The sequence below is a fragment of the Bacillus fungorum genome (assembly GCF_002746455.1).
Classification (GTDB): domain Bacteria; phylum Bacillota; class Bacilli; order Bacillales; family Bacillaceae_G; genus Bacillus_A; species Bacillus_A fungorum.
The window spans coordinates 47,511-69,793 of record NZ_NWUW01000007.1; the positions used below are offsets into that span (position 1 = coordinate 47,511).

Consider the following 22,283-nt stretch of genomic DNA (forward strand, 5'->3'; position numbering starts at 1 on the left):
AAACATTTTAATATACCCCTACAGGTATATGTATATAAATTATGGAGGAATCGACTATGAGTATAAAAGTGGACAGGAGTTTAGATTGTAAGGGGTTGGCTTGTCCGATGCCGATTGTGAAAACGAAGAAGGCGATGGAAGGGTTGACGTCAGGGCAAGTGATTGAAATTGAGGCAACAGATAAAGGGTCTACAGTAGACATACAAAGCTGGGCGAATAAAGTAGGGCATCAATATATCGGGACGAAACAAGAGGGCGATATTTTGATGCATTACGTTAGGAAAGCATATGAGCATGAAGTGAATGAAGTAGCGAAGTATCCTCATACAATTACGAATACGGAGTTGCAAGAGATATTATTAAGTGGTGAAGAGTGTATTGTATTAGATGTTCGCGAAGCAGCGGAATTCGCCTTTGGTCATATTCCATCCGCTATTTCGGTGCCATTAGGTGAACTGGATAGTGCAGCATTAGATAAGACGAAGCAATTTTATGTTGTTTGTCGAACTGGTAACCGCAGTGATGTAGCCTGCCACATGTTGAAAGAGAAAGGTTTTTCAAACGTGAAAAATGTCATTTCAGGTATGTTAGAGTGGCAAGGGAATATAGAGAATTAAAATTTTTTAAATACAAATATACCACAGGGGGTAATAAGGTGAGTGTTAAACCGTTACAAGCGAAAGATGTTGCAGAGAAAGTTTTATTCGGAGAATTGTTTATTTTAGATGTACGTAATGAAGCGGATTATGAAGATTGGAAAATTGAAGGAAAACAAGTTTCTTCTATTAATAAACCTTATTTTGACTTGTTAGAGGGTGTAGATCATATTGTAAGTGAATTACCTAAAGATAAAGATGTTTTAGTAGTATGTGCAAAAGAAGGGTCTTCTATATTTGTTGCAGAGCAATTAACAGAGGCTGGATTAGAAAATATTTATTATTTAGCCGGCGGTATGAAAGCTTGGAGTGAATATGTAAAGCCGTTAAAAGTAGGAGATATACAGGGCGGAGGAAGTATATATCAATTTAACCGCCTTGGAAAAGGGTGTTTATCGTATATGGTCGTTTCAAACGGCGAAGCAGCAGTTATTGATGCGGTAAGAACAGTTGAAGCATATGAACAGTTTGCGAAAGAGCATGGCGTTACGATTACGAATGTAATGGATACACATTTACATGCAGACCATATTTCTGGAGGACGTAAGTTAGCTGAAAAAGTAGGTGGTACGTATTGGTTACCTCCAAAAGATGCGGAGAAAGTAGTTTTCTCATATAAACCGCTTGTTGAAGGATCTGTTATTACAGTGGGGGATACCAAAATTGCAATTGACGCATTATACTCACCAGGGCATACGATTGGAAGTACATCATTTATTGTAGATGATTCCTATTTATTATCAGGCGATATTTTATTTGTAGATTCAATTGGGCGTCCAGATCTTGCTGGGAAGGCTGAAGATTGGGTGAGTGATTTACGAGAAACTCTATATAACCGATATAAAGTTTTATCTCAACAATTAATCGTGTTACCAGCTCATTATTCAAAAATAAGTGAAATGGATGAGCATGGTGTTGTAAGCGCAAAGTTAAAAGATTTATTCGCGCATAATGCAGGACTAAATATTGAGGATGAGGGAGAGTTTCGTAAAGTTGTAACAGAGAATTTACCACCTCAGCCGAATGCTTACGAAGAAATTCGTCAAACGAATATGGGGAAAATTCATCCGAGTGTGGAAGAAGAACGTGAAATGGAGATCGGTCCAAATCGCTGTGCAGTTCATAATTAATAACAAATTGGAGGAATAGATGATGAATGTAAAACAAGTGTTAGATGCGAAAGGTTTAGCATGTCCAATGCCGATTGTAAGAACGAAGAAAGCGATGGATGCTTTACAAACTGGAGAAGTGTTAGAAGTACACGTAACGGATAAAGGCTCAGTTAAGGATATTCCAGCGTGGGCAAATAAAGGTGGTCATGACATCGTAAAGCATGTAGAAGAAGCAGATGTGCTGAAGTTTTGGATTAAGAAGGCGTAGTATTTTTATAAATGTAGAGAGGTTGGTTATATGAATACATTATTAAGTACGCTTTTCATTGTATTTGCTGTAGTAGTTGTTATTTCACGTTTTTTACCGGCAAAAGGTGTTCAAAATATAAGTGGAAAAGAATTAAAGAGTATAGCGGGAAAAAAGGGGAAACAATTTATCGATGTTCGTACAGTAGGTGAATATAGAGGGAATCATATGAAAGGATTTCAGAATATCCCGTTAAATGAGTTAGCTAGTAGAGCAAATCAATTAGATAAAAATAAGGAAGTAATCGTTATTTGTCAGAGCGGGATGAGAAGTAAGCGAGCAGCAAAAGTATTAAAGAAATTAGGGTTTCAGCAAGTTATCAATGTTTCAGGTGGTATGAATGGTTTGTGAGGAGGGCATTTAAAATGAAAGAAATGACGGCAAAAGAAATAGAAGAAAAATTGTTACGGAAAGAAGCAGTAAATATTGTAGACGTACGTGAAGTAGAAGAAGTAGCTGAAGGGAAAATTCCAGAAGCGTGTAACATTCCACTAGGACTATTAGAATTTCGTATGCATGAGTTGGATAAAAATAAAGAGTACATTATCGTTTGTCGCTCTGGGGGAAGAAGTGCAAGAGCAGTTCAGTTTTTAGAGAGCTACGGTTTTCAAGCAATCAATATGGTAGGTGGTATGTTAGCGTGGGAAGGTAAAGTCATATAAGAATGAGGTAAATGATTTCAATCTTTTTATAAACAAGTAAATACCCCTATAGGTAATTGGAAGGAGAGCAACATGGAGCAACAGAAGAAAACAACAATCGTTTTATTTAGTGGAGATTATGATAAAGCGATGGCTGCTTATATTATTGCAAATGGTGCAGCGGCTTATGATCAAGAGGTGACTATTTTTCATACTTTTTGGGGATTAAATGCTTTAAGGAAAGATGAACATGTGAAGGTGAAGAAAACTTTTATAGAAAAAGTGTTTGGAAAAATGATGCCGCGTGGTGCTGATAAGATGAGATTATCAAAAATGAATTTTGCCGGTATGGGACCTAAGATGATTAAAGGTATTATGAAAAAACATAATGCGATGCCTTTACCAGATTTGATGGATTTGGCGAAAGAACAGGGGATTAAACTTGTCGCTTGTCAAATGACGGTAGATTTATTAGGGTTAAAAGAGGAAGAGATTATGGAAGGGGTAGAGTTTGCAGGAGTAGGAGCTTATTTAGCAGATGCTTCGGATGGGAATGTAAACTTATTCATTTAAATCACCTTCTTTTTAGAAGGCGGGGGATATAAGATGAGTTTAGTCGTATTACTTTTTATAATTGGGTTTATAGGATCGTTTATATCAGGAATGGTTGGAATTGGTGGTGCGATTATTAATTATCCGATGATCCTATACATTCCGGTATTGCTAGGATTTTCTGGCTATACTGCACATGAAGTGAGTGGTATTACAGCGGTGCAAGTATTCTTTGCAACTTTTGTAGGGGCATGGGCCTATCGGAAAAGTAATGCTATGGATAAAATGCTAGTTGTGTATATGGGAGCTAGTATATTAATAGGAAGTTTCATAGGGAGTTTTGGTGCTAACGTATTAGAGGAACATACGGTCAATATTGTTTATGCAGCGTTAGCAACAATAGCTGCTATTATGATGTTCGTACCGAAACGAAATAATGGTGATGAAGTGAAATATAATAAATGGTTAGCAAGTTTGTTAGCATTTATTGTAGGAGGAGCATCAGGCATTATAGGAGCTGGAGGTTCTTTCTTATTAGTTCCGATTATGCTAGTCATTTTAAAATTGCCGATACGTACAACAATAGCAACATCGATTGCTATTACGTTTATTTCCTCAGTAGGGATTACAACTGGAAAAGTGATAACTGGGCAAGTAGTTGTAATTCCAGCTCTTATTATTGCGATTGCAAGCATCTTTGCTGCGCCGCTTGGAGCGCGAGTTGGGAAGAAGATAAATCAAAAAGCATTGCAATATATGTTATCGATTTTGATTGTAGGCACTGCTGTTAAGATGTGGATTGATATGATATTGAAATAAAAGGATGGGCTGCTTGCAGCCCATCTTTTTATTTATCCCGCTATTCGCCGGGCAGTAAGACCCCCACCTCAAAATTCAGCGGAAGCAAAGAAGTTAGGTGGGGGGCGGGCTGCACGTAAAAGCCCGATTGGTTCAACTAATAATCAGTGGGGGATGAACAAAACCCCCACTGATTAAAGTTTCACTTTATGCCCAAATAACTTTCATTAAGTTTTTATATTCGTCATTTGCTAATTTATATAGCATTCTCGTATGTTCAAAGACAAGTGCTGGATTAAAGTTTGGTTCTGAGAATGCAAGAGATGTTGAAATATCAATTGCATTTTGCTTGTTTAATGTGAATTTTGCAAATCGATAAGATGTGTTTAATTCATTGATAACGTGCAAAATGTCATTTGTTGCTGTTGCATCAGGTACGTGAGCAACATTGAAGCAGTATATATCCACAGTAGGATGTTCGTTTTGGAAAGCAGCGATAAGTTGAATTTTTGCGCCAGCTTCTGTTTCTAATCCTACTGAAAAATGAACAGAACCATCATTTTCATCTATATTTTCTTCCATGTATATATCGTTGGATTTTAAGTAATCTTTAAAATCTGAGATGTTATGTTTTACTGCAGCTTTCATATGTATGAGCCCCCTGATAATTGGAATAGATTGCTACTATTTATTATAATTTAAAAATATTAAAAAAGATAGTTAGAAAGTTCTGATTTTTAATTCTGAAGAAATAAAAAGAAGCAGTACTCTACCTCCATAGAGAACTGCTTCTTTTTTATTCATTGTCGTTAGACGATGTTTCTGTATCTTCACTGCTATTTTTATTCTTATTTTTCACTTCATTGTTACTTGATTCGCGTTCACTTGAATTTTCAGACTTAGATTCTTTTGTTTTCTGTGAGTTTGTTTTCTTTGAATCAGAGTCTGTTTTTGTATATGCAGGTAATCCAAGGTGAGTACGAAGTTGGTTTGTAACATTTGCTAGTTCTTTTTTATCTGGATTGTAGTAATATGTTCGACCGCCACCAGCAGATTTGCTACATGTATCGTCGCCTTTTGCCATATAGCAGTCTTCACCTTGAATTTGTAATTTCTCAATTTCCGAATCCGATCCGTACTTATAGAATGAAAGCATATCATCGAATGTTAAGTTTGTAACGAATTGTCCGTTAATATCATCAATGATGTTACCAACTTTTGTTACAGAGCCAACACTTGTTAGTTTCTTTAAAATAGCTTCAATAACGAGTTGTTGACGTTGTCCACGCATTGCATCACTATCAATGTGGCGCGTTCTAGCAAGAGCGAGAGCTTCTTCACTATTTAGCTTTTGAACACCTTTCTTCAGGTGAATTGCATCAGCGTTATCATTACTATCTTGTTCAGTAAATTCAACTGGTACATCGACTTCAATACCGCCTAAATCATCGACAATTTTCATAAATGATTTGAAGTTAAACTTTACAAAGTAATCAACAGGAACATTTAGTAATTTTTCAACTGCATCAATACTTGCTTGTGGTCCACCATCTTTTCCGTTTTTAGTAGAACCGTATGCATGAGCGTGTGTAATTTTATCTTTTTTCTTTTCCACTGGAATATACGTATATGTATCTCGTGGAATACTTAATAGTTTTACAGTTTTGCTATCTTTATTAAACGTTGCAAGTAATAGTGCATCCGTTCTTATAGCTTCACCATATTCTTTCCCGCGGACATCGCTTTCATCAACACCCATTACTAAGACAGAGACATTGTTTGTAATAGGTTTTACAGCTTTATCACGTAAATCAGATTTATCACCGCGTGCTAAATCGTGTGCGGCATTTCGAACAGCAGAAGATGCTTTATTTACTAAAAACCAAGTATAACCGCCACCTACTATTAAAAAGAATAGAATAACGCTTATAATAATTTTTATTTTTTTCTTACTTTTTTTCGGTTTACTGCGTGTATTTTCTTGCAAAGATGGGTTTTGCTCCATTTCCTGTACTCCTTCATTTGGATTGAAATACGACACTCATATCCACTTATTATAATGAAATTTAGCGAAAAAAAACATTACAAATCATTTACATTTCGTAAAAATTCAATTTATTTATAAAAAGTCAGATTTTCTATATTTTATTTTTTAGATGTAGATTAAGTATAAAGGCTTTTAGTAGAAATGAAAATATATATTATGAGAAAGAGAGAGAGAAGTAAGATTTGTTGAAATATAGCCAAGAAGAAATGAGTAGGCGTACTTATATTTTCTATATAATAAAGTAGAACTTTACGAATAAAGGAGAGGAACATAATGAATCATACATCATTCCGAGCAATTGTTGTGAACGAAACAGAAGGTAAGCAGTTTGTAAGAAACGTTGTAGAGAAAGAAGTAAGTAGTTTACCAGAGGGAGACGTATTAATACAGGTTCATTATTCTTCATTAAATTATAAAGATGCTCTTTCAGCTACTGGTAATAAAGGTGTTACGAGAACATATCCTCATACGCCAGGAATTGATGCAGCAGGAGAAGTTGTGAGTAGTGAAGATGAAACCATTAAGGTAGGAGATCAAGTCATTGTAACAGGATATGATTTAGGGATGAATACTTCTGGTGGTTTCGGAGAATATATTCGCGTGCCAGCATCTTGGATCATCTCTTTACCAGAGGGAATGTCATTAAAGGAAAGTATGATGTACGGGACAGCAGGTTTTACAGCTGCTTTATCAGTATATAAGCTTATTAGAGCAGGCATAACGCCAAGTATGGGAGATGTTTTAGTAACGGGTGCTACAGGCGGCGTAGGGAGTGTAGCTGTTAGTATTTTAAGTAAATTAGGATTTAACGTAGTAGGAGCGACAGGGAAAATGGAAGAAGAACAGATGCTACTACGTCTAGGAGCGAAAAAAGTAATTCATCGCGCGGAATTGAATGATGAATCAGGAAGACCAATGCTGAAAGGGGGATACGCTGGGGTTATCGATACTGTAGGCGGAAAAATACTCGAAACAGCTTTGAAATTGGTTCGATATGACGGTTGTGTAACGACATGTGGAAATGTGGCAGGGCATGAGTTACATACAACAGTATATCCATTCATATTACGAGGAGTTAGCCTTTTAGGAATAGATTCAGTGCAATGTCCAGTAGATGTGAGAAGAGTAGTGTGGGCGTTGTTAGCAGAGGATTGGAAAAGTTTAGAGCTATTATCTTATACAGCAGAATGTGCATTAGAAGAATTAGATGAGAAGTTTGAGCTTATACTACAAGGAAAGTTAAAAGGAAGAACGGTAGTAAAAATGAAATAAGAAAAGAGACGCGTAATGTAGCGTCTCTTTTCTTCATTATAATGATTGTTTTAAATTGATTTTTCCTTGTTCACCTAAAACTCCGTCAGCGATATTTACAGCGTGATCACCGATACGTTCTAAGTTACTTACCATATCGACGAAGATGATACTTGCATTACCTGAACAGCTACGTTCGTTCAGACGTAATACGTGACGTTTACGAAGAACACGTTCCATTTGGTCAATTTTACGTTCTTTCGCAATAACAGTTCGAGCTAATTCAGTATCGAAGTTTGTTAAAGCTTCAACTGCGTCTTGTAATGTTGAAATTGTTAACTCAAGCATTTCATTTAATTCAGCTAGTGCTTCGTCTGATAGAGAAACACGGTTTGAAATTTGGAAATCTACAAGTTCTACAAGGTTTTCTACATGATCACCAACACGTTCAATATCTCCAACAACACCTGCTAGAACTGAATGCTTTTCAGAATCCGTAGGTGAAAGTGGTTTTTCTGATAGTAAAACTAAATACTCGGTAATTTTTTTATCTAAATTGTTAATAGCTCCTTCTAATTGAGTAGCCATATCAGCGTGTTTTTTGTCTTGTGTATTTAAAAATTGATTTGCTTCTTTTAATCCATGTAATGAAAACTCAGCCATACGGATGATTTCTTTTTGAGCTTCTGTTAAAGCGATAGCTGGAGATTGCTCAATAAAGATTGGATTTAAATGTTGCGGTTTGAAATCAATAGCTGCATCTTCACCACGAATAATTTTCGTTACAATCCATGCTAATACAGCGATGAATGGGAACTGAATGAGTGTATTCGTTACATTAAACGTTCCGTGTGCAAATGCAATTGTCATTTCTGGATTTAAGTTTAATGACGTTTGGAAATATTGAATTAAACTTGTAAACGGTACTAATAAAATCGTAAATATGATTGTACCGACGATATTAAAGATAACGTGAACTAATGCTGCACGTCTTGCGGCAATAGAAGTACCGATTGCTGCTAATACTGCTGTAATTGTTGTACCGATATTATCACCGAATAATACAGGTAGGGCAGCTTGTAAATCGATTGCCCCTTGACCGAATAGTTCTTGCAAAATACCGATTGTTGCACTTGAACTTTGTACAATTAAAGTGAAGACTGTACCAACAACAACTCCTAAAATTGGGTTATCACTCATGCTAACTGTTAATTCTTGGAATGATTCTAAAGAGCGAAGAGGTTTCATACCTGTACTCATTAATTCTAAACCGAAGAATAACATACCAAAACCGAATACAACTTGACCTAAAGAATGAACTTTTTTATTTTTAAAGAAGAATAGTAAAATTGCTCCAACTGCCATAATTGGGAGAGCATATTCTCCGATTTTAATTCCGATAATAAATGCAGTAACTGTCGTTCCGATGTTCGCACCCATAATAACACCAATTGCTTGTCTTAATGTCATAAATCCGGCACTTACAAGTCCGACTGTTAAAGCTGTTGTTCCTGAACTTGATTGGATTAATACAGTAACTAACATACCTGCTAGTACACCCATAAGTGGGTTTGTTGTAAAGCGATCTAGAATATCGCGAAGACGATCTCCAGCTGCTTGTTGCAGTCCATCGCCCATGTATTTAATCCCGAATAAGAAAATACCTAATCCACCAATGAACTGGAAGATCATATCTTGAACATTGTATTCCACGCATTCCACTCCTTAAATTTCATGTACGATGTAATTATTAACTGAACCTTGAGTAACTGTAAACGGTTTATCAGTAAAATTTACACTAAATTTACAAAGGGATGAAAAGTTTACAATTCTTTAAAGAAACAGCTGTATTTTATTGGTTTTTGTCTTTTGTAAATCGTATTTTTGTAAAGAAATCACACTTTTTAGAATAGTATTGTTCAGATGAATATCAAGGAAAGCGTCTGCGAGTTCATCGTATATTTTTTGATGGAAGTTAAAAAAATATGTAGGAAAATGCATGTAGTTTTATAACATCAAAAATAAGATAAAAAAGCCACTGGAATTATCCAGCAGCTTTTTCTGTGTTTTTATTTCCATGCTTTTGTTTTCTTACACTTGTGATGTAAATGAACAGGAACGCAATAAGTAGTAGAGAGGAATAGCGATATACAGTTGCGTAGTTTGTAAAATGTGCAATGAATCCAAAAATAATTGCGCCAGCACCAATTCCTAGGTCAAATGCTGAGAAGAATGTAGCTGTTGCGACTCCTCGTCGGTGAGGTGCTACTCGGTCGATCATCCATGCTTGTAGTGCAGGTTGAATCGCTCCAAAACCACTTCCGTAGCATGCTGCTGCAATAATTAAACTTGGAATTGTAGTCGTATACGACAATAAAATAATACCTGTAAACGTAATAATAACTCCTGGAATAATAACGAATGTATGGCCTTTCGCATCATACAATTTTCCAGAAAACGGACGAGTGACAGCGATTGCAAGTGCATTAAATAAGAAGAAGAGGCTTATATCAGCAATTCCGACTTCCGTAGCAAATAATGTAATAAAGCTCCCGATTCCTCCGTACATTAATGTAATACATAATATTAATAATGAAGGAAGTAAAGCTTTTCGCTCAATAAATCCATCGAGAAAGGTACCAGATGTTTGCTGTGGTGATTGTGGCGATTTTTTAATTTGAAGTAGTTTCGTTAATATTAATGAAACAATTGTACAGGAAAGTGCACATAAAAAAAGAATCGTAAAGTTATATGTTTGCATAAGCCAAAGTCCGATTAGTGGACCGAGCGCCATTGCAATCGTTCCAGAGAGACCGAAATATCCCATGCCTTCACCGCGGCGAGCTTGCGGAATTAAATCTGAAACGACAGTTCCATATGTAGTTGTTGTAATACCAAATCCAGCACCGTGTAAAATTCGAACGGCAAGTAATAGGAAAACGGTTGAAGCGAAAAGATAACTACCCATAGCGAGTAAACAAATAGCAGTACCGATCATTAAAATGATTTTTTTGTTGAATTTTTGCAAGGCATTTCCAGTTAGCGGCCTCACAAAAAGTGCCGCAACGGTAAACATACCGACAACAAATCCGATATTGGAACTTGTGCCACCAATTTCTTTCACATAAACAGGTAAAGTAGGAATTAACATTTGAAACCCTAAAAACATACATAAGTTTGCTAGAATTAGTGCAATAAACTCTTTCGTCCATAACGGTTCTCGTTTTACGAGTATTGCCTCTCCCATATATTCATCCCCTATATAAAATTTCTCTTTTCTTTCGAGTATATGTATTGGTCAATGTAACAGTCAAGGAAGGTGTCTTGAAACGGATAACAATTTTCGAGGTGAAAAAATTGACAAATTTGTGTAAAAGCTACACAACTATGAAAAAAAGATGTAAAGTATAGATGTATAGACTTGTAGTTGTTATGAATGATAGAAATTGTTTTTTAAGAAAGCGGATTCAAAAAGTAGTGAATGAGAAGGGGATATATACTTTTTCACTACATATATTTGAAAGGGTTTACAAAACAATGAAGAAAGAGGCGTGTACATATGAGACGATTAGGTATTTCTATTTATCCAGAACATTCAACAGTAGAGAAAGATAAGGAATATTTAACATTAGCGAGTAAATACGGATTTACACGTATGTTCACATGTTTATTGTCTGTAGATGGAGAAAAAGAGAAAATTATAGAAGAGTTTAAGGAAACGATCTCGCATGCAAATGCATTAGGGTTCCAAGTATTAGTTGATATTAGTCCAGCTGTCTTTACACAATTAGGTATTTCATATAATGATTTATCGTTCTTCCATGAGTTAGGAGCGTACGGTATTCGTTTAGATGTCGGTTTCTCAGGATTAGAAGAATCGATTATGACTTACAATCCATACGGCTTAAAAATTGAAATTAATATGAGTAACGGTACGAAATATGTAGATAACATTATGAGTCATAGACCAAATCGTGAAAATTTAATTGGTTGTCATAATTTTTATCCGCACCGCTATTCAGGATTATCATACGATCATTTCATTAAATGCTCGAAACAATTTAAAAATTACGGTATGAGAACAGCTGCGTTTATTTCATCATTTGATGCAACATACGGACCTTGGCCAGTAACAGAAGGGTTATGTACGTTAGAGCAGCATCGTGAATTACCGATGACAACACAGGCGAAGCATTTATTTGCGACAGAATTAATTGATGATGTTATTATTGCGAATGCGTATGCATCAGAAGAAGAATTACAAGCACTAGGTGCACTAAATAAAGAGAAACAAACATTTGATATCGAACTATATGATACAACGACAGAACTAGAAAGAATTATTGTGTTAGAGGAACCGCATTTTTATCGCGGAGATGTATCTGAATATATGATTCGCTCGACACAAAGTCGTGTGAAATATAAGAAAGAAGAGTTCAAACCACATAATACACGCGAAATTAAGCGCGGTGATCTTTTAATTGATAATGAACAGTATGGTCAATATAAAGGTGAATTACAAATCGCGTTAAAAGATATGGTGAATACAGGAAAAACAAATGTAGTTGGTCGAATTGTAGAAGAAGAGATTTTCTTACTAGACTATTTACAAGCATGGGATAAATTCGGATTTACATTAAAGAAATAGAGAGAATATAAAGGGGAAAAACTATTGACTGAACTGTACCCCGAATCGTGGACACTAAAAAAGTCCATGATTCGGGGTTTTTGTGTATTTTCACACGCATCCAGAATTTCAGCGCCGTGTAAAGGAGATGGGAATGACAATCTATGTCACGTAGAGGAAATTAGACTATAAGTGTTGTCAAACGTTACACTCTCTTAGGCAGGGAATAGAGGATTATATGCAAGATTATAATTATGATCGTTATCAATGGACACTCAAAAAAAATGGCCCCGGTACAATACCGGAACCATCTTTTAAGTGCCTAATTTTTAACGGTCTTTTTATTAAACTGTCCATTTTATAGGGTACAGTTCAAATGAGACTAACTCTTTTTTAAATAATTAGTTTAAAATTTTCACTGTAACTGTTTTACGTCCCCAGTTACTTGATGTACCTTTATCAGGCATTAAAACGTCGATTTTATTTCCTTTAATAGCGCCACCAGTATCACCAGCAATTGCTACTCCGTAACCTTCAACCCATACTTTTGAACCTAATGGAATGACACTTGGATCAACTGCGATTAGTTTCATGTTTGGATTAGCTGTTAAGTTGTGACCTAAAGATGATTTTACTTGGTCGCCTGCTTTATAACCATTTTCAAGTGGATCTGCTGTGTAAGCTGTTGCTACAACGCGTAACTCACGAGAAGATGATGGTGCACTTGTTTCAGTTTCTTTTGCAGTAGGTTTTTGTGTAGCTGGTTTTTGAGTTTTAGCTGCTTCCTCGGCCTTAGCTTCAGCTTCTGCCTGAGCTTTAGCTGCTTCACGAGCCTTAGCTGCTTCCCCGGCTTTAGCCGCTGCTTGAGCTTTAGCTTCAGCTTGAGCTGCAGCTGCTTCACGAGCTTTAGCTGCCTCCCCGGCCTTAGCTTCTGCTTGAGCTTCAGCTGCTTCACGAGCTTTAGCTGCCTCCCCGGCCTTAGCTTTTGCTTGAGCTTCAGCTTCAGCTACTTCTCCGGCTTTAACTGTTTCACGAATTTTAGCTGTATCTTGAACTTTAGTTGTTTTTTCAGCTTTAACTACTGGCTGAACTTTAACTGGAGCTTTACCTGTTAAGTAAGGAACATGAACATAAGCTGTTTTTCCGTTATATTCAAATTGGATCCAACCATTTTCTACTTGGTGTGTTGTTTCAATTACATCATCTTGTTTCAACTTACCAAGAATTTCTGAGTCTGTGTTTGCTCCAGCACGTACGTTTAATACGTTTGCTGTTACGTAGTAAATATCTTTTGTGTAGTCAGCGCTAATGAAAGCTTCTTTACCACTATTTAATTTCACTTTTGACCATCCGTTTTCTGTATGTAAAACGTTAACTTTATATCCATCTAATAACTTTCCGACAACTTTTGATTCAGTAGTTGGGTTTTCTCGCACATTTAATACGTCAGTTGTTACGATTGTCTCTGCTTTAGCAGATGTTGTGAAAATCCCAAGACCAAAAACCGCTGCTGTTGCTATACCCATAAATTTTTTCATAATAGCCTCCATTGCATTTGTTTTCGTTGACCTCATTATAGCAACCATTATTTTCTTATTTGCGAAAAACATAAAATTACAAAGCTTTCGTAACGGGTCATTAATATTCTGTAATAATTCCAGTAATATCCTAAAAGCGCTTTCTTATAGTTTTTAGGGGAGGTTAGAGCATGTGATACATAAAAAGGGCAGGATTTCAATTTCTAATAGATTAATATTATTTCTATATTGTTACATGATTTTTTCGTAAGTATTACAAAAATGTCGTATTTTGCTGTTGAAACGGGAAAGTAGTTATGTAAAAATAACTACTTTCGCTGTGGAGAAATATAAATGAGGTGGAATTTAATAAAATATCGCTATAATTGTTACAAAATAAGTCGAGGTATGGAAAAAATTACGCCTTGATTTTAGTCTGTCACATATTATTTTTGCAATAATAGGATTCTATAATAGCCTTAGTACGTTAAAATAATTAAAGGTGTTTATAACGTGAAACATATATAATAGAAGAAACACGATTTAATAGATAAATAAAAAACGCAGGAGTGTAAACTCCTACGTTTTTGTTTATTCATATCGTAAACATTCAATTGGATCAAGTTTTGCAGCTTTGTTAGCTGGAAGTAAACCGAATAGTATACCGATTAACATAGATAGGGCAACGGAGATAAGTCCTAGTTTTAGTGAAACGACAAGTGGCCATCCTGCAAACATTGCGACAATCCATGCGAAGAAGATTCCAAGCATAAAGCCGACAAAACCACCTAATGCTGTTAAAATACAAGCTTCGATTAAGAATTGCATTAGTACTTTACCACGTGTTGCGCCTAATGCTTTACGAATACCGATTTCACGTGTACGCTCTGTTACAGATACTAGCATAATGTTCATTACACCGATACCACCTACAAGTAAGGAAATAGCGGCAATACCACCGAATACGCTTTTTAATATACCTGTGAAGCTATCAATTTCTTTTAAGAATTCTTGTGGATCTGGTACTTCAAATTTACCTGAATGCTCTGGTTTTTTTGCTTCATTTAATGATTTTACAACTGCTTCTTGAACAGTTTCCTTATCTTGACCAGGAGCAATTTTTACTGTTACAGAGTCGTAGTTGTTTTTCCCGAATAATACAGGCCAGTTTTCTGCTGAAATGACACCTTCTTTAAATGTCATGCCACCCATCATTGCCTTTACTGAATATACGCCAACTACTTTGTATGGTGTACCTTTTATATCTATATATAAGTTTGGTTCCCATGAAGAATATAATTTATCAAAAGCATCTGTATTTAATACAATTGCATGTTCAGGTCTGTCTAAATCAGCTGCTGTTAAAAATCTGCCGTGCTCAAGTTTGAATTTAGATGTATCTTCAAAATAATCACCTTTTGCACCGGTAATGTCAAGGTCTAATTCTTTTTTTCCTGCATATACTTTTTCTTTTCCTCTTACATCTGGATAAACATCTTGCACACCAGAAATTTTGGATATACTTTCATACATGCTTGAGGAAATTTTCCCGTCCATATCTGAGTAATCTTCTGTCTTATAATTTACAGAAAACTGATCCTTTTTTTCGTTCCCAATTTGTTCGCGGAACTTTGCGTTTGTTCCATCCCCAATTGAGATAATGGTAATGATGGCACTAACCCCAATAATAATTCCTAGCATCGTTAAGATAGAACGCATTTTATGAGCAAAGATAGAGGAAAGGGCCATGCGTATATTTTCACTCGTGTTCAAAATTAACCTCTCCAATCTTGGACGATATTTCCGTCACGAATTACAATTTGACGTGCTGCAGCTTCCCCAATTTCACGATCGTGGGTAATCATAATGATTGTTGAGCCTTGTTTGTTTAATTCGTAAAAGAGGTCCATAATTTGTGTACTTGTTTTCGTATCAAGTGCCCCCGTCGGTTCATCGGCTAAAATGAACTTTGGATTATTTACGATTGCACGTGCGACTGCGACACGCTGTTTTTGTCCACCTGATAATTCGTTCGGCAGGTGAGTAGCACGATCAGCTAAACCTACTTTTGTTAAAGCGGCTAGTGAGCGCTCGCGTCGCTCTTTTTTATCAACACCTGCATAAATAAGAGGGAGTTCTACATTTTGAAGTGCTGTAAGTCTCGGTAATAACATGAAGTTTTGGAATACGAACCCAATCTCTTTATTACGCACGCGTGCAAGTTCTGTTTCAGACATGTTTGAAATATTTTGACCAGCTAGTTCATACGCACCTGTCGTTGGTTTATCTAAACAGCCGATAATGTTCATTAATGTTGATTTACCAGAACCAGATGGTCCCATAATAGAAGTGAATTCTCCTTGGTTCAGTGTTACATCAATGCCGTGTAATATTTGAACGGATTCTGCACCATTTTGGAAAGATTTCGTGATGCCTTTTAAGTTAATCATCGGGCGACAACCTCCATACCATCTTTTAAGTCTTTTTCAGGTTTAGAGATAATTTGTTCTCCTTTTTTTACTCCAGAAACTTTTGCTTCGCTATCAGTCTCGAATTCAACAGTAACCGCTTGTTCTTTCGCTTTACCGTCTTTTACAACGAAGACAACATTTTTGTCACCTTTTTTCACGATGCTGCTTTTCGGAACAATTGTACCAGTTGCTTCGCCAGATTTACTTGTTACGTAAACATGGAAACCGTTTTGTAATTCTTCACTATTATCTAACGTGACAGTGAATTGATAGTTAGAAACAGTTTTGTTTTCATCCATGCTCTTTAATGGCGTAGAACTAATTTCTGTTACTTTTCCTGTCCAAGTTTTACCAGCGACCGTTTTTGATGAAACAGTTACTTCTTGCCCAACTTTCATACTAGCAAGCTCATATTCAGAAAGTTGACCTTTTACTTTAAATGGACCAGCGTGACGAAGAGTAATTCCACTCATACCTGTTTTTTCATCAGCAGTTTTCACAATATCATCAATTACGCCATCGGTGGGACTCGTTACAGAAAGTGTGTTTACTTTCTCTTTTGCCGCTTTAATCATTTCATCAGATTTTTCAACTTCAAACTTTTTCATTTCAAGTTGCGATTCTAATTGTTGTACTTCGATTTCTGATGCTTTTAATGCTTCAGCAGGAAGACCCGCATTTTTATCTTTTTGTAATTTTTGTTTTGCTGTATCAATTTGTTTTTGGAACAATGTTACTTCTTTTTGTGCGATTTTCTTTTGCATTTCTGCTTCTGTTACACCTTGTTTAGCAGTAGGATCATTATATTTAAACAGAAGCTGCCCTTTTTTCACTTCATCACCTTTTTTTACAGCTAATTCATACGTACCTTTTGTTGGATCGAATGAAATAGTTTCAATTCCGTTTGGAATAACTTCGCCTCCAAATTTTTGCGCGTTTTGGATTTGTTTTTCGGTTACTTTATATCCGCTATATGCCGTTGCTACTTCTGAACCGCCTCCAGCAAATGCAAAGTATGATCCAGCTGCAATTCCGATTGCTACTACACTAGTAATTAACACCTTATTTTTCTTCTTCATCTATTTATCACCTTTTCGTTCGTTTTAGTATCTACATTAAGTATAGAAGAGGGAAAGAATCTGACAAATCGTTTTAGCTTACAAAAACCTTACAGTTTTGTAAGGTATGAATATGTAAATGTAAGGCAAAGGTTGTCCCAGCCTAAGCAAATGAATTGACTCGTTGTTTCTTTCTTACAATAATATTGTATGGAGGAGAGGAGGAAGGAAGATGGAAGCTTATTTTAGTGCGCATCCATTAAAACCATTTATTCCATACTCAAGGCAACACGTCCTTATATTATTTATTATGTTGGTGGGGATATTTTTTCTGTATCAATACCAAGATGTATTACGGCAAAGTGAGTGGAATATAACGGTTCGATATGCGATTGCATGTTTATTTATAGGATGTTTTATTTTGTATATGCCGTTTGCGAAAAGTGAAGGGCATGCGCATAAAGAATCACTAGGATCATAACCTAGTGATTTTTTTTGTGAATATTTACAATTCAGAAAATTAAGAATAAAATTAAAGGGTAAATTATATAAAGAGAGAAGGGAAAACGTGGTCAAAAAAGTTTTTCTAAATGGGATGGAAGTGACGGTTCAATTTATTATTTCGATTTTGGGTATTATTTGTTTAGGGGCACTGCCGAAGTTATTTTATGGATTTGAGCTGCATGTATCAAAGTACATACAGAGTTTAAAAGAAGTGTTTGTAAACTTAATGGACATCTCCAATTTTAAATATGTGGGAGATAAATTTTTATTTCCGCAGTTGTTCGTCCATTATAAAGAAACGATTGTTATATTTTTAGCTGCTTTTTGTATTTCATTATTTGTAGCATTTTGTATTGTTTATGTGATTATGAGTAGTTCACCTCGTATACAACATCGTATTAAATCATTTCTTATCTTCCTAGAATCTATTCCAGACATTTTACTTATTTTAGTATCGCAAATTTTAGTTGTATGGGTTTTTAAACAAACAGGCTTTTTACCTTTTCAAATTGCGTCAATCGGAGGCGAGTCGATTAGAGGATTGCCGATATTTTGTTTGAGTATACCGACTACAATTCTGTTTGTAAAAATGTTAGTGCTTCGTTTCGAAAATGAGCTAGAAAAAGATTATGTACTATTTGCTAAGGCGAAAGGGCTGGGGCGCTTTCATATTTTAAATCGTCATATTTTACGAAATGTGTTGCTTAGTACACTATTCTTTGCGAAAACGAATATCTTTTTTATGTTATCTAATTTATATATTATAGAATGGATTTTTAATACGGGTGGTATTTTTATGTTTTTGAAATCGTATGAAGGTATTAGGATTGAGGTTTTCATCGTTAGTGTGCTTCTTATATATATTCCGATTTTTATTTTATTTAAATTGTTTCATTATCTCATTCCGGCTGCGATGAAGGAGAGATTATAATATGTGGACGTATATAAAACGTGATAAAAGATTTTGGATAAGCATTGGGTTTCTTCTCCTATTAGTTCTTTTGAGCATCGGAAATACGATATGGAATGATGGACATATTAGACAAGTTACATTGCAATATGATGCGGATGAAAATCCAGAAGTGCCACCGTTTCCACCTTCATTACAATTTTTACTTGGGACAGACCAGAAAGGGTATGACCTGTTACATTTAGTCATTGAGGGCGCGAAGTGGACAATTGGTATATCTATTTTAATTGCGGCACTTAGAATGGTAATAGGTGTTTTTTTTGGTGTTGTGCTTGGAACATATGTAAAAAGAGGTTTTTCAAAAATCGAGGCTTTTTTTGATAGTTTTACAGTTATTCCAACAGTTATGATTGCGTATTTTTTTCTACAATCTGCAAATGCATTTGGAAGCGGAGAGGAGACAACAACCTTTTTTGAAAGGGCTTCGTTTCAAGTTTTATTACTTGTAATGCTTGTGATGCCAGTTATTGCGCTGTATGTTGCGAAGGAAGTTCGTAAATTGAGAAGCGAAGAATTTATTGAGGCTGCGTGCATATTAGGTGGATCAAGAAGGCACATTGTTATAAAACATATTTTTCCGCATCTTTATATGACGTTTATACTTGTATTTTTTCAGCAGTTTACGCAAACCCTTACTATTTTACTGCACTTAGGGTTACTGGAAATATTCTTTGGCGGAACGGTTAAGTTTTTAGGGCCGATAGAAGAAATAGACTCTTACACGCATGAATGGTCAGGTTTAATTGGAGTTTATTTTAGATCATTAACAGTGAATCCATGGATTCCTCTCGTTCCCATTACGTTTTTTGGACTTACTATTTTTTCAGGAAATATGATTGTAAAAAGTATAGAAGAGGCGATGATGAAAGTAAGATTAGGGGGAGAGAGAAGAAAGGAAGTTGTAGAAGAGGAACAACCTGCTGTGCAGTCAAAAGAAGAGTTATTTACTTTTAAACATACGATGTGAAAATAAAAAGAAGCAAGCATGTATTTCATGCTTGCTTCTTTTCTTTATTTTGTAGAAACTTCACCTTCAGTTTCTGATTGCGGAATATAGTATCCGATTATACCACCGATGATTGCTGGAATAATCCAGCCAATTCCTAAGTTATAAAAAGGAATGGTGTGTACAATATTCGCAATAAAACCTGGTATCATTTCCACATTATCAAGTGCATGAATACAGCTAATAATGAATGCTGCGATCATTGCTCCAATGTAGACAGAAGGTTTACGTTTCGTATATTTATCAATAAATGATAGGGAAATTAAAATGATTGTAATTGGATATAAAATAATTAATACAGGTAAAGTAATTTTAATTAATAAACTTAATCCTAAGTTTGAAATCACGAAGCTGAAAATACAAACATATAGTACGAGCTTCTTATATGAAACATTTGTTAACACTGTTGTGAAATAGTTGGCGAATGCACTTACAACACCAATTGCTGTGGTTAAGCAAGCGAAGATAATTGCGATACTTAATAAAACATTACCGCTTGTCCCAAAGAATTGGTACATAACAGTAGCTAATAGTTGACCACCGTTTTCGAATTGTCCCAAGTTGCCGTTAGAAGCGCCGATATAACCGAGTAAGAAATAAACAATTGTTAAGAATAGGGCTGCAATGCTCCCGCAAATAATTGTATATTTCGCAATCGATTTTTTCTCTTGTATACCGTTTTGGCGAATTGCATTTACAACAATCGTTGATAATACGAGCGCTCCAATTGCATCTAACGTTAAAAATCCTTCAAGAAATCCTTTGAAAAATGGAATTTCTTTATAGTCACCAACAGGTTCTGCAAATGTTCCTGGCGAAAGAATCGCTTTTGTTGCCATAATTGCAATAATTCCAAGTAAAATTGGTGTTAATATTTTTCCGATATGATCTACTAATTTTGATGGATTTAATGATAAGAAGTAAACGACTGTAAAGAAAATCGCACTAAAAACTAACATAGAGTACCATTGGTCCGGGAAAAGTGGTGCAATCCCAATTTCGTAAGATACAGATCCAGTTCGTGGAATAACAAATAGTGGGCCGATTGAAAGATAAATAATGATAGCGAATACTGCTGCGAATTTTGGATGAACACGGCTTGCTAAAGTGTTAAAACTACCACCGGAAAGGGCAACAGCGACAATAGCAAGTAAAGATAAACCGACGTCTGTAATAATAAATCCTGTAATGGAAACCCACATATTTCCTCCGGAAGAAAGACCGAGAAGGGGCGGGAAAATCATATTACCAGCACCGAAGAAAACTGCGAATAGTAATAAACTAATCGAAAGTATTTGCGCTGGTTTTAAAGTTGTACGCATATAAAGAAAATCCTCCTAATGATTGTTTTTGTCGAAAATTCAAACAATTTGTCGAGTAACTGTTACTATTTTAAAGGTCTGATGACTAGAAAGCAATAGGGAATTTTAAAAATATTTTAAAATAATGCGTAAAATTGAATAAATATGCTATTTATATGTTTAATAAGAAGGATTTAACTTTAAACGTAAAAAAACACATATCGCTAGGATACGTGTGTTAAAAATAAATTTTTCGATCGCGTTCTTCTTTTAAAATTTCAACTGCTTCTCGGAAACGTTGAGAATGTACAATTTCTCGTTCACGTAAAAAGCGCAAGCTGTCATTTATGTCGGGATCGTCAGATAAATCAATTAGCCATTGATAAGTTGCTCTTGCTTTCTCTTCAGCAGCAATATCTTCATATAAATCTGCAATAGGGTCTCCTTTTGCTTGAATATAAGTAGCAGTAAAAGGAACGCCACCTGCATTATGATAAAACAAAGCACTATCGTGATTAGCGTACTGTGCGTCTAATCCAGCAGCTTTCATTTGCTCTGGTGTTGCATCTTTTGTTAACTTATAAATCATTGTTGCAATCATTTCTAAATGTGCGAATTCTTCTGTACCAATGTCGGTTAGTAAGCCGACAACTTTGTCAGGAATTGTATAACGTTGATTTAAGTAGCGAAGAGCAGCAGCTAGTTCGCCGTCCGCACCGCCATATTGTTCAACTAATAATTTGGCGAGTGCTGGATTACAAGTACTCACTTTAACTGGATATTGTAATTTCTTTTCATAAATCCACATAGTTTCTCTCCTTTATCCCGCTATTTGCGGACAGTAAGACTCCCATCTCAAAATTCGACTGGAGCAAAGAAGTTAGGTGGGAGTCGGGCTACCCGTAAACGCTCGATTGGTTCAACTAATAATCAGTGGAGGATGAACCAAACCCTCACTAATTAAAGTTTCACTTTATATTTGCCATGGCCAAGGCCCTTTGCTCCATTCCCATGGAGCGTTAGAATAACTATTTCCAAACTGCTGAAGCGGCCCGTATTTTTCTTCAATCTTTTGCTGTAATACTCTCCGTTTATAGGAGAAATCATTGAATTGATTTATAGCCGCAGTATCGTCGGGATGTGTATCTAAGTAGAGGGTAAGTTCAACTAATACAAAGTCTAGTTCTTGTAGTTCTTCAATCCATTTGTAATATTCATCAGGTAATGTCTGCGTCACGTTTTTATTCACCGTCCTTTTTTATAAGGATTTTCATAAAAATCATAAAAAGCAGGCCAGAGAGTTCCTTTTCTTAAAGCTTCTTTTGGTGGGAATTGGGGTAGGTTAGGTGGTTGAAAGCCCATAAATAGGTGTGGGGGAGTTGAGTAATATTTCTTTCCAATTGGAGGGCAAGGATCATTTGGACCGTGATAAGGTATGTAAGATTTCATAAATTTATCCATGTTA

At 35.7% G+C, this 22,283-nt stretch carries 23 protein-coding genes and 1 pseudogene; 12 read left to right on the forward strand and 12 right to left on the reverse strand.

Features of this window, described 5'->3' with window-relative positions:
• Positions 1 to 56: 56 nt before the first annotated feature.
• The 7 genes from CO726_RS12105 (at position 57) to CO726_RS12135 (ending at position 4,087) form a co-directional block, all read left to right on the forward strand.
• Positions 57 to 617 carry a sulfurtransferase TusA family protein gene (locus tag CO726_RS12105; protein WP_099684401.1) on the forward strand — a complete coding sequence of 187 codons (561 nt, stop codon included), beginning with the start codon at positions 57 to 59 and terminating at the stop codon, positions 615 to 617.
• 38 nt (positions 618 to 655) lie between these two features.
• Entirely contained in the window at positions 656 to 1,786 is a 1,131-nt protein-coding gene (locus CO726_RS12110; protein WP_099684402.1) for an MBL fold metallo-hydrolase, read from the forward strand.
• Between the two features lie 19 nt (positions 1,787 to 1,805).
• Complete coding sequence (locus CO726_RS12115) at positions 1,806 to 2,036, forward strand: sulfurtransferase TusA family protein (protein WP_098761735.1); 231 nt, start codon at positions 1,806 to 1,808, stop codon at positions 2,034 to 2,036.
• A gap of 30 nt (positions 2,037 to 2,066) precedes the next feature.
• Positions 2,067 to 2,426: a rhodanese-like domain-containing protein gene (locus CO726_RS12120; protein WP_098761736.1), complete on the forward strand. Its 360-nt coding sequence runs from the start codon at positions 2,067 to 2,069 to the stop codon at positions 2,424 to 2,426.
• Positions 2,427 to 2,440: 14 nt separating this feature from the next.
• Complete coding sequence (locus CO726_RS12125; RefSeq protein ID WP_098761737.1) at positions 2,441 to 2,737, forward strand: rhodanese-like domain-containing protein; 297 nt, start codon at positions 2,441 to 2,443, stop codon at positions 2,735 to 2,737.
• Positions 2,738 to 2,809: 72 nt separating this feature from the next.
• Positions 2,810 to 3,289: a DsrE/DsrF/DrsH-like family protein gene (locus CO726_RS12130; protein WP_099684403.1), complete on the forward strand. Its 480-nt coding sequence runs from the start codon at positions 2,810 to 2,812 to the stop codon at positions 3,287 to 3,289.
• Positions 3,290 to 3,322: 33 nt separating this feature from the next.
• Positions 3,323 to 4,087 (forward strand): sulfite exporter TauE/SafE family protein, encoded by a 765-nt coding sequence (locus CO726_RS12135; RefSeq protein WP_099684404.1) that lies wholly within the window; start codon positions 3,323 to 3,325, stop codon positions 4,085 to 4,087.
• 186 nt (positions 4,088 to 4,273) lie between these two features.
• On the opposite strand, the gene CO726_RS12145 is transcribed toward CO726_RS12135, so the two are convergent.
• Together CO726_RS12145 and CO726_RS12150 are read right to left on the reverse strand one after the other, a co-directional pair.
• The gene (locus CO726_RS12145; RefSeq protein ID WP_000642359.1) at positions 4,274 to 4,714 is read right to left on the reverse strand and encodes a hypothetical protein; all 441 of its coding nucleotides are present in this window, start codon (positions 4,712 to 4,714) and stop codon (positions 4,274 to 4,276) included.
• A 148-nt stretch (positions 4,715 to 4,862) separates the two neighbouring features.
• The gene (locus CO726_RS12150) at positions 4,863 to 6,071 is read right to left on the reverse strand and encodes an LCP family protein (RefSeq protein ID WP_099684405.1); all 1,209 of its coding nucleotides are present in this window, start codon (positions 6,069 to 6,071) and stop codon (positions 4,863 to 4,865) included.
• A gap of 315 nt (positions 6,072 to 6,386) precedes the next feature.
• Between CO726_RS12150 and CO726_RS12155 the strand changes: the two genes are divergently transcribed.
• Positions 6,387 to 7,385 carry a YhdH/YhfP family quinone oxidoreductase gene (locus CO726_RS12155; protein WP_099684406.1) on the forward strand — a complete coding sequence of 333 codons (999 nt, stop codon included), beginning with the start codon at positions 6,387 to 6,389 and terminating at the stop codon, positions 7,383 to 7,385.
• Between the two features lie 36 nt (positions 7,386 to 7,421).
• On the opposite strand, the gene CO726_RS12160 is transcribed toward CO726_RS12155, so the two are convergent.
• Both CO726_RS12160 and CO726_RS12165 read right to left on the reverse strand, forming a co-directional pair.
• Complete coding sequence (locus CO726_RS12160; protein WP_098762428.1) at positions 7,422 to 9,077, reverse strand: Na/Pi cotransporter family protein; 1,656 nt, start codon at positions 9,075 to 9,077, stop codon at positions 7,422 to 7,424.
• 331 nt (positions 9,078 to 9,408) lie between these two features.
• Complete coding sequence (locus CO726_RS12165; protein ID WP_099684407.1) at positions 9,409 to 10,611, reverse strand: MFS transporter; 1,203 nt, start codon at positions 10,609 to 10,611, stop codon at positions 9,409 to 9,411.
• 312 nt (positions 10,612 to 10,923) lie between these two features.
• Between CO726_RS12165 and CO726_RS12175 the strand changes: the two genes are divergently transcribed.
• A complete protein-coding gene (locus CO726_RS12175) occupies positions 10,924 to 12,012 on the forward strand; it encodes a DUF871 domain-containing protein (RefSeq protein ID WP_099684408.1) in 1,089 nt (362 codons plus the stop codon).
• A 380-nt stretch (positions 12,013 to 12,392) separates the two neighbouring features.
• On the opposite strand, the gene CO726_RS12185 is transcribed toward CO726_RS12175, so the two are convergent.
• From CO726_RS12185 to CO726_RS12200, 4 genes are all read right to left on the reverse strand, one after another.
• The gene (locus tag CO726_RS12185) at positions 12,393 to 13,652 is read right to left on the reverse strand and encodes a 3D domain-containing protein (protein ID WP_136699583.1); all 1,260 of its coding nucleotides are present in this window, start codon (positions 13,650 to 13,652) and stop codon (positions 12,393 to 12,395) included.
• Positions 13,653 to 14,099: 447 nt separating this feature from the next.
• Complete coding sequence (locus CO726_RS12190) at positions 14,100 to 15,257, reverse strand: ABC transporter permease (RefSeq protein ID WP_425427796.1); 1,158 nt, start codon at positions 15,255 to 15,257, stop codon at positions 14,100 to 14,102.
• Positions 15,258 to 15,283: 26 nt separating this feature from the next.
• Positions 15,284 to 15,958: an ABC transporter ATP-binding protein gene (locus CO726_RS12195; protein WP_000609098.1), complete on the reverse strand. Its 675-nt coding sequence runs from the start codon at positions 15,956 to 15,958 to the stop codon at positions 15,284 to 15,286.
• The gene (locus tag CO726_RS12200) at positions 15,955 to 17,058 is read right to left on the reverse strand and encodes an efflux RND transporter periplasmic adaptor subunit (protein WP_099684410.1); all 1,104 of its coding nucleotides are present in this window, start codon (positions 17,056 to 17,058) and stop codon (positions 15,955 to 15,957) included. Before CO726_RS12200 ends, CO726_RS12195 begins: the two co-directional genes overlap by 4 nt.
• 211 nt (positions 17,059 to 17,269) lie before the next feature.
• On the opposite strand from CO726_RS12200, the pseudogene CO726_RS12205 reads away from it, so the two are divergent.
• The 3 genes and pseudogenes from CO726_RS12205 to CO726_RS12215 form a co-directional block, all read left to right on the forward strand.
• Positions 17,270 to 17,449: pseudogene (locus tag CO726_RS12205) on the forward strand (YwaF family protein); the annotation flags it as partial.
• A 156-nt stretch (positions 17,450 to 17,605) separates the two neighbouring features.
• Positions 17,606 to 18,472 (forward strand): ABC transporter permease subunit, encoded by an 867-nt coding sequence (locus tag CO726_RS12210; RefSeq protein WP_136699585.1) that lies wholly within the window; start codon positions 17,606 to 17,608, stop codon positions 18,470 to 18,472.
• Between the two features lies 1 nt (position 18,473).
• Positions 18,474 to 19,478 (forward strand): ABC transporter permease, encoded by a 1,005-nt coding sequence (locus CO726_RS12215; protein ID WP_099684411.1) that lies wholly within the window; start codon positions 18,474 to 18,476, stop codon positions 19,476 to 19,478.
• A 44-nt stretch (positions 19,479 to 19,522) separates the two neighbouring features.
• On the opposite strand, the gene brnQ2 is transcribed toward CO726_RS12215, so the two are convergent.
• From brnQ2 to CO726_RS12235, 4 genes are all read right to left on the reverse strand, one after another.
• Entirely contained in the window at positions 19,523 to 20,839 is a 1,317-nt protein-coding gene (brnQ2, locus tag CO726_RS12220; protein ID WP_099684412.1) for a branched-chain amino acid transport system II carrier protein BrnQ2, read from the reverse strand.
• Between the two features lie 217 nt (positions 20,840 to 21,056).
• Positions 21,057 to 21,626 (reverse strand): spore coat protein CotJC, encoded by a 570-nt coding sequence (cotJC, locus tag CO726_RS12225; RefSeq protein WP_002170510.1) that lies wholly within the window; start codon positions 21,624 to 21,626, stop codon positions 21,057 to 21,059.
• 165 nt (positions 21,627 to 21,791) lie between these two features.
• Positions 21,792 to 22,055, reverse strand: a complete 264-nt coding sequence (locus CO726_RS12230) for a spore coat protein CotJB (RefSeq protein ID WP_136699588.1) — start codon at positions 22,053 to 22,055, stop codon at positions 21,792 to 21,794.
• 8 nt (positions 22,056 to 22,063) lie between these two features.
• A complete protein-coding gene (locus CO726_RS12235; protein ID WP_048562472.1) occupies positions 22,064 to 22,279 on the reverse strand; it encodes a spore coat associated protein CotJA in 216 nt (71 codons plus the stop codon).
• Positions 22,280 to 22,283: the final 4 nt, after the last annotated feature.

Excerpts from the sequence above, each read along its gene's own strand:
- CO726_RS12175 (WP_099684408.1), top strand. The coding sequence starts at position 10,924 with ATGAGACGATTAGGTATTTCTATTTATCCAGAACATTCAACAGTAGAG.
- CO726_RS12195 (WP_000609098.1), bottom strand. The coding sequence starts at position 15,958 with ATGATTAACTTAAAAGGCATCACGAAATCTTTCCAAAATGGTGCAGAA.
- CO726_RS12235 (WP_048562472.1), bottom strand. The coding sequence starts at position 22,279 with ATGGATAAATTTATGAAATCTTACATACCTTATCACGGTCCAAATGAT.
- cotJC (WP_002170510.1), bottom strand. The coding sequence starts at position 21,626 with ATGTGGATTTATGAAAAGAAATTACAATATCCAGTTAAAGTGAGTACT.
- CO726_RS12150 (WP_099684405.1), bottom strand. The coding sequence starts at position 6,071 with ATGGAGCAAAACCCATCTTTGCAAGAAAATACACGCAGTAAACCGAAA.
- CO726_RS12130 (WP_099684403.1), top strand. The coding sequence starts at position 2,810 with ATGGAGCAACAGAAGAAAACAACAATCGTTTTATTTAGTGGAGATTAT.
- CO726_RS12200 (WP_099684410.1), bottom strand. The coding sequence starts at position 17,058 with ATGAAGAAGAAAAATAAGGTGTTAATTACTAGTGTAGTAGCAATCGGA.
- CO726_RS12105 (WP_099684401.1), top strand. The coding sequence starts at position 57 with ATGAGTATAAAAGTGGACAGGAGTTTAGATTGTAAGGGGTTGGCTTGT.
- brnQ2 (WP_099684412.1), bottom strand. The coding sequence starts at position 20,839 with ATGCGTACAACTTTAAAACCAGCGCAAATACTTTCGATTAGTTTATTA.
- CO726_RS12165 (WP_099684407.1), bottom strand. The coding sequence starts at position 10,611 with ATGGGAGAGGCAATACTCGTAAAACGAGAACCGTTATGGACGAAAGAG.
- CO726_RS12135 (WP_099684404.1), top strand. The coding sequence starts at position 3,323 with ATGAGTTTAGTCGTATTACTTTTTATAATTGGGTTTATAGGATCGTTT.
- CO726_RS12215 (WP_099684411.1), top strand. The coding sequence starts at position 18,474 with ATGTGGACGTATATAAAACGTGATAAAAGATTTTGGATAAGCATTGGG.
- CO726_RS12190 (WP_425427796.1), bottom strand. The coding sequence starts at position 15,257 with ATGGCCCTTTCCTCTATCTTTGCTCATAAAATGCGTTCTATCTTAACG.
- CO726_RS12125 (WP_098761737.1), top strand. The coding sequence starts at position 2,441 with ATGAAAGAAATGACGGCAAAAGAAATAGAAGAAAAATTGTTACGGAAA.
- CO726_RS12115 (WP_098761735.1), top strand. The coding sequence starts at position 1,806 with ATGATGAATGTAAAACAAGTGTTAGATGCGAAAGGTTTAGCATGTCCA.
- CO726_RS12145 (WP_000642359.1), bottom strand. The coding sequence starts at position 4,714 with ATGAAAGCTGCAGTAAAACATAACATCTCAGATTTTAAAGATTACTTA.
- CO726_RS12120 (WP_098761736.1), top strand. The coding sequence starts at position 2,067 with ATGAATACATTATTAAGTACGCTTTTCATTGTATTTGCTGTAGTAGTT.
- CO726_RS12155 (WP_099684406.1), top strand. The coding sequence starts at position 6,387 with ATGAATCATACATCATTCCGAGCAATTGTTGTGAACGAAACAGAAGGT.